Here is an 11,611-nt window from a genome sequence, read left to right as displayed (position 1 = left end):
GTGCTGGCTGGACTCCGGCGGACAATGTCACGATCGATGTTGCTTATTCCTACTTATGGGAGGAGAGCGTGCAGATCAACGACGCCTCTGCGAACAGAGGTGCATACAGTGCCAAATTTAAGAACAGTGCGAACGGGCTCGGTACGTCTGTGAGTTACCGCTTCTAATTGAGTGCTGTTACACGATGAATGTCCTGTCGGGAGCACGCGTTGCCTCCCGACCTTTAGGAACACATCTCGGGCCTTTCCCCTGAGGTAAAAGGCCTCTTTGTCGTCCCCTCAGACTCCCATCACCTGCGCCATAAGGCCCTGATGAAACCGACGAGGTGTGGCCCAAGTCAAGACAGTAATGGCCTTGTTGCCAAAACCCGGCACCACGCTCATGCGTCCGGCTTGCAGCGCACGGATTCCTGCGCGTACGACGGGTTGGGGCTGCATCATCACCCTTTTCAAGACCGGCGTGATCTTTTGCTTGGCGCTTTCTGCAAATCCGGTATCCGACATTCCTGGGCAAAGTGCGGTAACGACGACGCCGTCATTCTTCAGTTCGCGATGAAGCGCATCAGAGAAGCGAAGAACATAGGCTTTCGCGGCAGAGTAAACGGCGAAATTCTTCACGCCCTGGAAGGACAGCAAGCTGGCGACCATCAGGATGTGCCCACGTTTGCGGGCTCGCATGTCGGCCGCGAAAAGGCGTGTCAGGGCTGTCAGGCTGGCGATATCCAAATCAATCATGGTCAGGGACTCATCCAGAGGTTGATCCAGGAAAGGCCCCTGCAATCCATGACCCGCATTGTTGATGAGCACATCGATCACTATATTGCGTTCGCTGAGTCGCTCATGCAGTCCGATGATCGCCGGGATCGAGGACAGGTCTACTTGTTCGACGATCACATCAACGCCGAAGCGTTCGCGCAACTGCGCCGATAGCGCTTCGAGCTTACTCAGCCTTCTTGCTACCAGAACGAGCGATTTTCCCTGCGCTGCATATTGCCGGGCAAACTCCTCGCCAAATCCGCTTGATGCGCCGGTGATGAGCACCCAGGAATTTTCGTTCGACTTCATTTCGCTTTACTCCGGTTGGTTTCTATTGAGCAATTGGCTGCTGACCGCGTCAGTCGGTGAGCGAACCCACTCTCGGATTGGGTAGTAGCTGAAAGAGGGGGGAGGTGCGTGCATCAAGTGCTACATCACCTGGTTAAATCATCGTGTCGCAACAGGCTGGGCTTCAGGAGGCTGCCAGCCACCACCGAGCGCCTTGAATGCCGCGACCGCCGCCCGTGCTGATTCCGTTCGTGCTTGTGCCCGGGCATCGGAAGCCTGCAGCATCGTCTCGTCGGCGTGCAGGACGTCGATCAGGCTGGCCGTGCCTTTCTCATAGGCAATGAACGACGATTGGCGAGCCTGTGTCAGAGACGCCTCTCCCCCGGTGAGGGTGGTTGCTTGAGCTTCCCGATTCACCAGGGAGGAGAACGCGTTCTCGACATCCTCGGTGGCGCGCAGCACGGACTGACGGTAAGCGGCCAGGGTTTCGGCTTCCTGTCCCTTGGCTTGGTCGATTTGGGCGTTTATGCGACCGAAGTCGAAGAGTCTCCAGCGCAGTCCCAATACGCCCGCCGACTGGCTGGCGCCGCTGGTGAAAAGATTGCCTGCGGATACAGCCGTGGCACTACCCAGCAATGCGCTGAGGGAGAATTTCGGGTAGTACTCAGCAATCGCCTCCCCGATGCGTGCGTTTGAAGCCGCAAGACGGCGCTCAGCCACAATGAGGTCTGGCCTGCGGCGCAGCAAATCGGCCGGCGTTCCCATCGTCTTTAACTGCGGCGCTACAGGAATGCTCCCCGCGCTTGCCAGTTGTGTGCGGTGAGTGCCTGGCGGCGTGCCGAGCATGACATCCAGCGCATTCATGGCAGCATCCAGACCGGTCTGCAGGACCGGCACTGTCGCCTGGACCTGCGATAGCGCCCCCTCGGCCTGGCGAACCTGATAGTTGGCGGCGAGCCCCTTGCTGTAGAGCAATTGGACTTTCTCTAGTAGCTCCTGCTGTGTTTTGACTTGTCGGTTCGCAATGTCCAACCGGGTCTGCAGTCCGCGGATAGTGATGTAGATATCGGCGGTCTGCGCGGCGACGGCCAATCGTGTGGCAGCGACGCCCGCCTGGGAAGCCTGGTACTCGGCCAGAGCAGCCTCGCGTCCGCGGCGCAATCCGCCAAAGACATCTACCTCCCAGCTGGCATCGAGGTTGGCCTCGTAGGAACTTCCGTACCGATCATAGCCAGGCGTTGAGTTCAACACCTGGCCGAGCGGCGTCTCGATTGACTGGTAGGAGCGCGCGGCCTGTCCGCTGATGTTCCCCGAGGGCAGTAAAGCGGCATTTGCGGCGCCCAGTCCGGCCCGCGCCTGCGTGACTCGCGCCGACGCCTGCGCCAGATCCAGGTTCTGCTCAAGTGCCTTGGAGACGAAGTCGGCTAACAGCGGATCACCAAAGCCTTCCCACCAGGCGACAAGACTGGCCGGCGTCGCCCCAGGCCTCTGTTCGACAGAAGACTGCCCCAAGTAATGGTCCGACAGTGGGGCGTCCGGACGGTGATAGTCCGGACCGACCGCGCAACCTGTCATCAAGCTGGCACTCACCAAGAGAGCAATGGGGCGGAGGGGAGGCATTGAGGTACCTTCAATTGAGGATGTTTGTGACTATATTACGTTATGGTCACTATCTGTCAATCGACGCTCTTTGGGCTGAGCTCGAGGTTGGCCAGCAGTATTCGGCAATACTAGTGCTGAGATCATGGGGTTCGGTACTTCATGATTCGTGACCATTGACAGATATGGTCACTAGACTGAGAATGAGGCGCCTGTCCTATTTTTTCAGTAAGGGAACCTATGCGCCGGCTTCGACCTGTCCCCATTGCCGCTTGCTTGTTGCCTCTCGTCCTGACGGCGTGTGGCGACTCATCCACCGTTGAAGATCCACGTACGCATGCCCCTCTGGTGAGGTCCTCTGCGGTTCAGGGTTCGTCCGACGTCTCACGTTCTTTCACGGGCGTCGTGGCTGCCCGCGTCCAGGGCGATCTGGGTTTTCGGGTATCAGGCAAGGTGCTTGAGCGTCTGGTTGACACCGGTCAGACCGTTAAGCGCGGTCAGCCACTCATGCGTCTCGACCCAATCGACCTGGGGTTGCAGGCGCGAGCACAGCAAGAGTCAGTCATCGCCGCTCGGGCCCGAGCCAAGCAGACTGCAGATGACGAAGCGCGATATCGCGACCTGGTCGCCGCAGGCGCTATTTCCGCATCGGCTTACGACCAGATCAAAGCCGCAGCGGATACCGCAAAGGCGCAGCTCAGCGCCGCTGAAGCGCAGGCTGATGTAGCCCGCAATGCTTCTGGTTATGCGGTGCTGTTTGCGGATTCCGACGGCGTAGTGGTGGAGACGCTCGCCGAGCCCGGACAAGTCGTCAGCCCGGGACAGCCCGTGGTTCGACTGGCGCGGGCGGGGCAACGTGAAGCCATCGTGCATCTGCCCGAGACGCTACGCCCCGCAGCAGGATCCACCGCGCAGGCGACGCTTTATGGCAATACCACGGGTGCTGTTACAGCGAAGCTGAGGCTGCTTTCTGACTCGGCCGATCGAATGACACGCACCTTCGAGGCGCGGTATGTGCTTGAGGGCGCGCTGGCCAATGCACCGCTAGGTTCGACCGTCACGCTTCGGATCGCTGAAAGCACCACGCAAGGGCAGGGGCTGCAAGTACCGATCGCTGCCGTTTATGACCCAGGCCAAGGCACTGGCGTGTGGGTCATTGCCGGTACACCTGCGAAGGTGGCCTGGCGACCTGTTCAAATCTTGGGCTTGAGCGACGACGCAGCGCGAGTCGCAGGCGATCTCAAGGTCGGCGAGCAGATTGTAGCGTTAGGCGCGCATCTGCTGCGCGATGGTGAGGAGGTGAGGCTGGCTCAACCGGATGGCGTCAAGGTCGCAGGGAGTCATCCATGAGCGAGGGGCGCTTCAATCTCTCTGCGATCGCCGTTCGCGAGCGCTCCATCACGGTGTTTCTGATCTTCCTGATCGCCGTTGCGGGCATCCTGTCGTTCTTCCAGCTGGGGCGTGCGGAAGATCCTCCGTTTACGGTCAAGCAGTTGACGGTCATTACCGCGTGGCCGGGCGCCACGGCGCAGGAGATGCAGGATCAGGTAGCAGAGCCACTTGAAAAGCGCCTGCAAGAACTGAAATGGTACGACCGCACGGAAACCTACACCCGTCCTGGCCTCGCCTTCACCATGGTGTCACTGCGCGATAGCACGCCGCCCGCGCAAGTGCAGGAGGAGTTCTATCAGGCGCGTAAAAAGCTCGACGATGAGGCCAGGAAGCTGCCGGCGGGTGTCATTGGGCCAATGGTCAACGACGAGTTTTCGGACGTGACATTTGCACTGTTCGCCCTGAAAGCCAAAGGCGAACCGCAGCGACTGTTGGTGCGTGATGCAGAGTCGTTGCGCCAACAACTGTTGCATGTGCCGGGCGTGAAGAAGGTCAACATCATTGGGGAGCAACCCGAGCGCATCTTTGTTTCCTTTTCCCATGATCGGCTGGCCACCTTGGGCGTATCGCCTCAGGACATCTTTGCCGCGCTGAATAATCAGAACGTGCTCACGCCTGCCGGCTCGATCGAAAGCGACGGGCCGCAGGTTTTTCTTCGGCTGGATGGCGCCTTCGATAAGGTGCAGAAGATTCGTGACACACCCATTGCGGTTCAGGGGCGGACGCTGAAGCTCTCGGACGTGGCGACGATCGAACGTGGTTATGAAGATCCGGCAACCTTTCTCGTGCGTAATAACGGTGAAGAGGCCTTGTTGCTGGGGATCGTGATGCGTGAGGGTTGGAACGGTCTTGACCTGGGCAAGGCGCTGGACGCGGAGACGGTCAAGATCAATGAAGGCATGCCGTTGGGCATGACGCTCTCCAAGGTCACCGATCAATCTGTAAATATCAGTTCGGCCGTCGGCGAGTTCATGGTCAAGTTTTTCGTCGCGCTGCTTGTGGTGATGCTCGTCTGCTTTCTCAGCATGGGCTGGCGTGTAGGCGTTGTGGTCGCTGCGGCTGTGCCGTTGACGTTGGCGGTGGTGTTTGTGGTGATGGCGGCCACTGGAAAGAACTTTGACCGTATCACCCTTGGCTCGTTGATTCTGGCGCTCGGACTGTTGGTGGACGACGCCATCATTGCTATCGAAATGATGGTGGTGAAAATGGAAGAGGGCTACGACCGCATCAAAGCTTCCGCATACGCCTGGAGTCATACAGCCGCGCCGATGCTTTCCGGTACGCTGGTGACGGCTATCGGCTTTATGCCCAACGGTTTCGCGCAGTCGACAGCCGGCGAGTACACCAGCAACATGTTCTGGATCGTGGGCATTGCCCTGATTGCCTCTTGGGTGGTTGCGGTAGCTTTTACCCCGTACCTGGGTGTGAAGATGTTGCCGAACATCAAGAAGGTGGAGGGTGGTCATGCGGCCATCTACAACACCCGAAATTACAACCGCTTCCGCCAGGTGTTGACGCGTGTCATCGCTCGCAAATGGCTGGTAGCCGGTACTGTTATCGCAATGTTTGGCGTGGCGATTCTCGGCATGAGCCTGGTCAAGAAACAGTTCTTCCCTACCTCGGACCGTCCAGAGGTATTGATTGAAGTGCAAATGCCTTATGGAACCTCCATTGAGCAGACCAGCGCCACCACTGCCAAGATAGAGGCCTGGCTGCAAAAGCAGGGTGAGGCAAAAATCGTCACCGCTTATATCGGGCAAGGCGCGCCGCGTTTCTATCTGGCGATGGCGCCGGAACTCCCTGATCCATCGTTCGCGAAGATTGTGGTGCTGACGGACAGCCAGGAGGAGCGCGAGGCCCTCAAGTTCCGTCTCCGCGAAGCCGCTGCTGAGGGACTTGCCCCAGAAGCGCGTGTCAGGGTGACTCAGCTTGTGTTTGGTCCATATTCGCCGTTCCCTGTTGCCTATCGGGTGATGGGGCCTGATCCGTCAAAATTGCGCGAGATCGCGGGCCAGGTACTGGACGTGATGCAGTCGAGCCCGATGATGAGAACCRTCAACACTGACTGGGGGCCACTGACGCCGACGCTGCATTTCGCTCTGGATCAGGATCGCTTGGAGGCAGTGGGGTTGACGTCAAACTCAGTCGCGCAGCAACTGCAATTCCTGTTGGCCGGAGTACCGATCACTGCGGTTCGTGAGGACATTCGTTCGGTGCAGGTGGTCGGTCGCGCAGCGGGTGATATCCGGCTCGATCCCGCCAGGATAGAAGGATTTACGCTGGTAGGCTCGGCGGGTCAGCGGATTCCGCTGTCTCAGGTGGGAGAGGTCGATGTTCGTATGGAGGATCCGATCCTCCGACGTCGTGACCGCACGCCGACCATTACCGTGCGCGGCGACATTGCCGAAGGCTTGCAGCCACCGGACGTCTCGAGCGTGATCATGAAAGAGCTGCAGCCGGTCATCGACCAGCTGCCTGACGGGTACCGGATCGAGCAGGCGGGTGCAATCGAGGAGTCGGGCAAAGCCGGTAAAGCGATGTTGCCGCTGTTCCCGATCATGATTGCCATGACGCTGCTGATCATTATTCTGCAGGTACGTTCGATCTCGGCGATGGTCATGGTGTTCCTCACCTCGCCACTGGGGTTGATTGGTGTGGTGCCGACACTGCTTATCTTCCAGCAGCCGTTTGGTATCAACGCTCTGGTAGGTCTAATCGCCCTTTCAGGCATTTTGATGCGCAATACGCTGATTCTGATTGGGCAAATCCATCACAACGCCCAAGAAGGGCTGGATCCGTTTCACGCGGTGGTCGAAGCCACGGTCCAACGTGCCCGCCCGGTACTGCTGACAGCGCTGGCGGCAATCCTGGCATTCATTCCCCTGACACACTCCGTCTTCTGGGGGACGCTGGCCTACACGCTGATCGGAGGCACGTTTGTCGGAACCATCATGACGCTGGTGTTCCTGCCAGCGATGTACTCCATCTGGTTCAAGATCCGTCCTGACCATGCGGGGAAAACTGAACCAGCCAATAAGCAAGCAAGCCTGGTGGATAGGACGCCACCTCGTCCTCTCGACGTTCACCAAACCACAGAGCTTTAGCCGTAGGCCATAGCGTGCTGCTTTAGTGGGCGTCGACGTGGCTGTTTACCTGACACCGAACCGCCGAGGGGACGCAACGTCTCCTCGGCGGCCAACGTTCAGTCAGTCACAGACCCCTGCGGTATTCTCCCGGCGAAACTGTCCACCAGGCTCGCCACCACCATCTCTCCCATTCGCGTGCGAGTCTGCAGCGTCGCACTCGCGCGATGGGGCTGCAGTACCACGTTCTCGTTGGCAAACAGTGTCTCGGGGACGTTCGGTTCATCGACAAACACATCCAGTGCCGCACCTGCGATCTCTCCAGCGGCCAGTGCCGTCACCAGATCGACCTCGTTGACCAGCTTGCCGCGCGCCACGTTGATCAGATACCCGTCCTTGCCCAGTGCCTGCAGCACCTCGGCATTGATGATGGCTTCAGCCTTGTCGGCGGCGGCCGCGAGAATCAGTGCATCACTGTTGCTGGCCAGCTGCTTCAGATCGGCGATGAACGTGTGGTTCACGTCGCTCATCGGCTGCAGATCGGTGTAACTGATCGGGCAGCCGAACGCCGCGGCCCGGGTCGCCACGGCACGGCCGACCCGGCCCATGCCGACGATGCCGATGCGCATGCCCGACACCTGACGTGCCAACGGCAACGGAGCCAACGGCGTCGGGCTATGGGGCCATTGGCCCGAACGCACATAACGATCACTGGTGCACAGACCCCGGCACACGGCAATCAACAATCCGATGGCCAGGTCGGCGACGTCTTCGGTCAGCGCTCCGATGGTTGCTGTTACGCGGATTCCGCGATCCCGGGCGTAAGCCAGATCCACCGCATCGGTACCCACGCCGTTGACCGCCACCACTTCCAGTTTCGGTAGTTGCACCATCAGCGCCTGGCTGATCCCGGTATGCCCGCCGGTGATCACCCCGCGAATGTTCGCACCGTGTTCCTGCAAATAAGCCTGCTTGTCGGCCTGCTGGAAGTAACGTCTGACGGTAAACAGCTCATCGAGCCGCGCGTTGATTTCAGGGATCAGGATCGGGCTGAGCTGCAAGACTTCTGACTTCATGTAAACCTCGTGTAGCGGAATTAAGAAGGCCGGTTTAACCGCGACCGGCAAACGGCATGGCACTGGCCATGACGGTCATGTTCAGGACGTTCGCTTCCAGCGGCAGGCCGGCGATGTAACGCACGGCATCGGCCACATGTTTGACGTCCACCATCGGCTCCACGGCGATGGTGCCGTTGGCCTGGCGCACGCCTTTGGTCATGCGCACCGACATTTCGGTCAGGGCGTTGCCAATGTCGATCTGGCTGCAGGCGATGTTGAATTCGCGCCCGTCCAGGGCCAGGGATTTGGTCAGCCCCAGCACCGCATGTTTGCTGGCGGTGTAGGCGCTGCTGAAGGGGCGTGGGGTATGCGCCGAGATCGAGCCGTTATTGATGATGCGTCCGCCCTGTGGCTGTTGCCGGCGCATCAGTGCGAAGGCTCCACGGGCGCAGAGGAAAACGCCGTTGAGGTTGGTGTCGATCACGTTTCGCCACTGCTCGAACGTCAGCTCATCGAGCGGCACAGCAGGGGCGTTGACCCCGGCGTTGTTGAACACCACGTCGAGGCGTCCGTATACCTCGGTGATGGTGGCAAACAGCGCATCGACGCTGGCCGGGTCGCGCACATCAGTGGGCACCGCCAACGCTTCGTGTCCTTCGCTGAGCGCCAATTCGACCAAGGCCTGCAAAGGCTCCGCTCGGCGACCGGCCAACACCAGAGTGAATCCGTCTGCCATCAGAGCCAGCGCCACGGCGCGGCCGATTCCGCTGCCGGCGCCGGTGACCAGGGCCACTTTCAAAGGACTGGACATGTTGTTATCTCCTTTTTTCGATTCACGAGAGCGTACGTCGGGTTCAAGGTCGCTGACCGACGCGCATTTCCAGTTGGCCGATGCCGTCGATCCCGGCATTGATGATGTCGCCCGGTTGCAGCGCATCGACGCCCGCCGGGCTGCCGGTCATGATCAAGTCACCGGCCCGGAGCGCTACCGATTGCGAGATGCGGCTGATGATTTCACTGACCGACCAGATCTGGCTGTCGAGGCTGTCGCGTTGGCGCTCTTCGCCGTTGACGTTCAGCCACAATTCGCCGTCCGGGTGTCCGGCGCGAGTCACCGGCACGATGGCGGTCATCGGCGCGGCGCCGTCAAACACCTTGGCACCTTCCCACGGCAAGCCATTGCTTTTGGCCGCACGCTGGACATCACGGCGGGTCAGGTCAAGGCCGACGGCATAGCCCCAGACATAGGCCAGCGCCTGACTCTCCGGAATATTGGCGCCGCCTTCGCCGATGGCCACGACCAATTCGATTTCGTGGACAAACTCTTCGGTCAATGGCGGGAAAGTCACTTCGCCCGTCGCATCCACCACGTTGCTCGCCGGTTTCATGAAGAACACCGGCGGCTGGCGGGACTGGCCTTGGGTGTCTGGCCAAGGGTAGTTGCGGCCGACGCAAAATACTCGGCCAACGGGAAAGCGTTGCTGGCTGCCCACGACTGGCAAGGTCACGGGCAGGTCCGGGGTAAACACGTACTCGGTCATCGTCATTTTTGTAGTCGTCCTGTTTGAAGCGTCAGCGTACGGCGGCAATCTTTTGCAAAGTTGGACGAAAGCCGCCTCGTGTTGGAGAAAAACGGTTTCTTGGCTCAGCGCGCCTTGAGTTCGATGCGATACAAGCGACCGAGCAGCAACGAATAGGACAAGGTCCCCATCAGTGCCACGCCGCCAATGAACCAGAAGGCGTAGGCAAACGAGCCTGTTGCGTGGACGATTCCGCCAATCACAATCGGGGTGACGATCCCGCCGATGTTGGCGGYCAGGCTGGTGACCCCGCCGGTCAATCCGATCAACTCCTTCGGCGCGACTTCCGACACCGCCGCCCACGACGAGGAGGCGATTCCCTGGGCGAAGAAGGCAATGGTCAGAACGGCAATGCAGATCACGTTCGAGTCGGTGAAATTCACCAGCACAATCGACATCCCCAGCATCGAGCCGACCACCAATGGCAACTTGCGAGCGAAGGACATTGAGTAACCACGACGGATCAGCAAGTCGGAGACGATGCCGGCCAGCAGAATGCCGACCGTTGCACCTACGAACGGCAGCACGGCGAAGACCCCGGCCTTGATCATGGTCAGCTTGCGTTCTTCGATCAGGTACGTCGGGAACCAGGTCAGGAAGAAGTACAACGCCGAGGTGCTGGCGAACTTGCCGATGCAAATCGCCCAGATCTGCCGATAGCTGAACAGCTCGGCGATCTGCCGCCAGTTGAACCGGGTGCGCTCCTGACTGCTCTTGACCAGTCCACCGCCGGCTTCGATGTACTTCAGTTCTTCCTGGCTGACGTTCTTGCAGCTCAGCGGATCGCGGTACACGTAGAGCCAGATCACACCAAACACAATGCCGAGTATCCCGGTGCTGTAGAAAACATGGCGCCAGTCATAGGTCGTGGCCAGCCATAACAGCATGCCGGTAAACAATGCCGTGCCCAGATACTGGCCGCACACGTAAATGCTGCTGGCCAGGCCCCGTTCGCGGGCCGGGAACCACACCGTGACCGCTCGGCTGTTGGCCGGAAACGCTGGAGCTTCCATGGCGCCGACAGCCAGGCGCAGCCCGAACAGCGAAGCGAACCCAGTGGCAAAGCCTTGGCACACGGTGACCGTCGACCAACTGATCAGCGACACCCCGTAGGTGAACCGGGAACCGAAGCGATCGGCGATGAACCCGGCGGGGACCAGAGCGAGTGCGTAGGTCCAGGCAAACGCGGAAAAAATCAGGCCCATTTCGATCTTGTCCAGGCCCAGGTCCTTGGCCATGAACGGTGCGGCAATCGAGATATTTACGCGGTCGATGTAGTTGATGATGGTCGCAATCAGCAGCAATGACAGCATGAACCAGCGCCGACGCGTCGGTAGTCGCTGAGGCAACAGGGCGTCCCGGGCGCCGGCGCTCACCGACGGCGCGGTGGACGGGGAGGTTTGCGAATTCGACATGGGTAGACCTTCTTATTGTTAGGAGAATCGAGATGTTCGCGCGCAGCCGAAGCCGATGCCCCCAGTGCCGGGGCAGGGCAATCGCTACTTGAATGAGGGCGCGGACAGCTACTGTCAGGCGCTCRGATACGCCTTCGGACTGGCTCGGTCGGGGGAGGGTTGGCGAGGGAAAAAAGCAGGTTCATCACGAGCGCACCTTTTGATTGTTTTTGGAAGGGTCGGGCTGCATTGGTTATTACAGTGGTCGTACAACCTCTCAAAATCAACGGAGGCGTTAGATCGTTTTTTCTCCTGTAAAAGGTGATTCATGCAGGTGTCCAAGAGAAATCAAATCGACTCATTTCCTTCGTTATGCGTTATTTACTTCGTAAATATATGTTTTTAAAAGATTAAATATTTTTTTGCGCTCGTAGTTTTTTGGACAGGCGACACATCACACAC

9 protein-coding genes are annotated in these 11,611 nt (G+C 59.4%); 3 read left to right on the top strand and 6 right to left on the bottom strand.

The window, feature by feature from the left end; translation table 11 throughout:
• A partial coding sequence (locus tag AC1DIS_RS29000; RefSeq protein ID WP_477781261.1) for an outer membrane protein transport protein occupies nt 1-167 on the top strand: 167 nt, incomplete at its 5' end.
• 111 nt (nt 168-278) lie between these two features.
• Here the strand turns inward: AC1DIS_RS29000 and AC1DIS_RS28995 are convergent.
• Nucleotides 279-1,064, bottom strand: a complete 786-nt coding sequence (locus tag AC1DIS_RS28995; protein ID WP_138867303.1) for an SDR family NAD(P)-dependent oxidoreductase — start codon at nt 1,062-1,064, stop codon at nt 279-281.
• Nucleotides 1,065-1,202: 138 nt separating this feature from the next.
• Nucleotides 1,203-2,663, bottom strand: a complete 1,461-nt coding sequence (locus AC1DIS_RS28990; protein WP_477743970.1) for an efflux transporter outer membrane subunit — start codon at nt 2,661-2,663, stop codon at nt 1,203-1,205.
• 219 nt (nt 2,664-2,882) lie between these two features.
• On the opposite strand from AC1DIS_RS28990, the gene AC1DIS_RS28985 reads away from it, so the two are divergent.
• Nucleotides 2,883-3,992, top strand: a complete 1,110-nt coding sequence (locus tag AC1DIS_RS28985; protein WP_477743971.1) for an efflux RND transporter periplasmic adaptor subunit — start codon at nt 2,883-2,885, stop codon at nt 3,990-3,992.
• On the top strand, nt 3,989-7,138 hold the full coding sequence (locus AC1DIS_RS28980) for an efflux RND transporter permease subunit (protein ID WP_477781260.1): 3,150 nt from the start codon (nt 3,989-3,991) through the stop codon (nt 7,136-7,138). The genes AC1DIS_RS28985 and AC1DIS_RS28980 overlap by 4 nt, the downstream gene beginning before the upstream one ends.
• 98 nt (nt 7,139-7,236) lie before the next feature.
• Here AC1DIS_RS28980 and AC1DIS_RS28975 read toward each other — a convergent pair whose 3' ends face one another.
• The 4 genes from AC1DIS_RS28975 to AC1DIS_RS28960 all read right to left on the bottom strand — a co-directional run bounded on the left by AC1DIS_RS28975 (nt 7,237) and on the right by AC1DIS_RS28960 (nt 11,170).
• Nucleotides 7,237-8,193, bottom strand: a complete 957-nt coding sequence (locus tag AC1DIS_RS28975) for a 2-hydroxyacid dehydrogenase (RefSeq protein WP_477743973.1) — start codon at nt 8,191-8,193, stop codon at nt 7,237-7,239.
• A gap of 34 nt (nt 8,194-8,227) precedes the next feature.
• A complete protein-coding gene (locus tag AC1DIS_RS28970; RefSeq protein ID WP_230172133.1) occupies nt 8,228-8,986 on the bottom strand; it encodes an SDR family oxidoreductase in 759 nt (252 codons plus the stop codon).
• Between the two features lie 43 nt (nt 8,987-9,029).
• A complete protein-coding gene (locus AC1DIS_RS28965) occupies nt 9,030-9,722 on the bottom strand; it encodes a fumarylacetoacetate hydrolase family protein (protein WP_477743975.1) in 693 nt (230 codons plus the stop codon).
• 98 nt (nt 9,723-9,820) lie between these two features.
• Nucleotides 9,821-11,170, bottom strand: a complete 1,350-nt coding sequence (locus AC1DIS_RS28960; RefSeq protein ID WP_477781259.1) for an MFS transporter — start codon at nt 11,168-11,170, stop codon at nt 9,821-9,823.
• Nucleotides 11,171-11,611: the final 441 nt, after the last annotated feature.

The sequence above is a fragment of the Pseudomonas sp. 05N433 genome (assembly GCF_056396925.1).
The sequence above is the reverse complement of the archived record's forward strand: the minus strand, read 5'-3'. Positions and strand labels throughout refer to the sequence as shown.

Coding starts and splice junctions, on each gene's coding strand:
- AC1DIS_RS28970 (WP_230172133.1), bottom strand. CDS start 8,986: ATGTCCAGTCCTTTGAAAGTGGCCCTGGTCACCGGCGCCGGCAGCGGA.
- AC1DIS_RS28995 (WP_138867303.1), bottom strand. CDS start 1,064: ATGAAGTCGAACGAAAATTCCTGGGTGCTCATCACCGGCGCATCAAGC.
- AC1DIS_RS28965 (WP_477743975.1), bottom strand. CDS start 9,722: ATGACGATGACCGAGTACGTGTTTACCCCGGACCTGCCCGTGACCTTG.
- AC1DIS_RS28985 (WP_477743971.1), top strand. CDS start 2,883: ATGCGCCGGCTTCGACCTGTCCCCATTGCCGCTTGCTTGTTGCCTCTC.
- AC1DIS_RS28990 (WP_477743970.1), bottom strand. CDS start 2,663: ATGCCTCCCCTCCGCCCCATTGCTCTCTTGGTGAGTGCCAGCTTGATG.
- AC1DIS_RS28975 (WP_477743973.1), bottom strand. CDS start 8,193: ATGAAGTCAGAAGTCTTGCAGCTCAGCCCGATCCTGATCCCTGAAATC.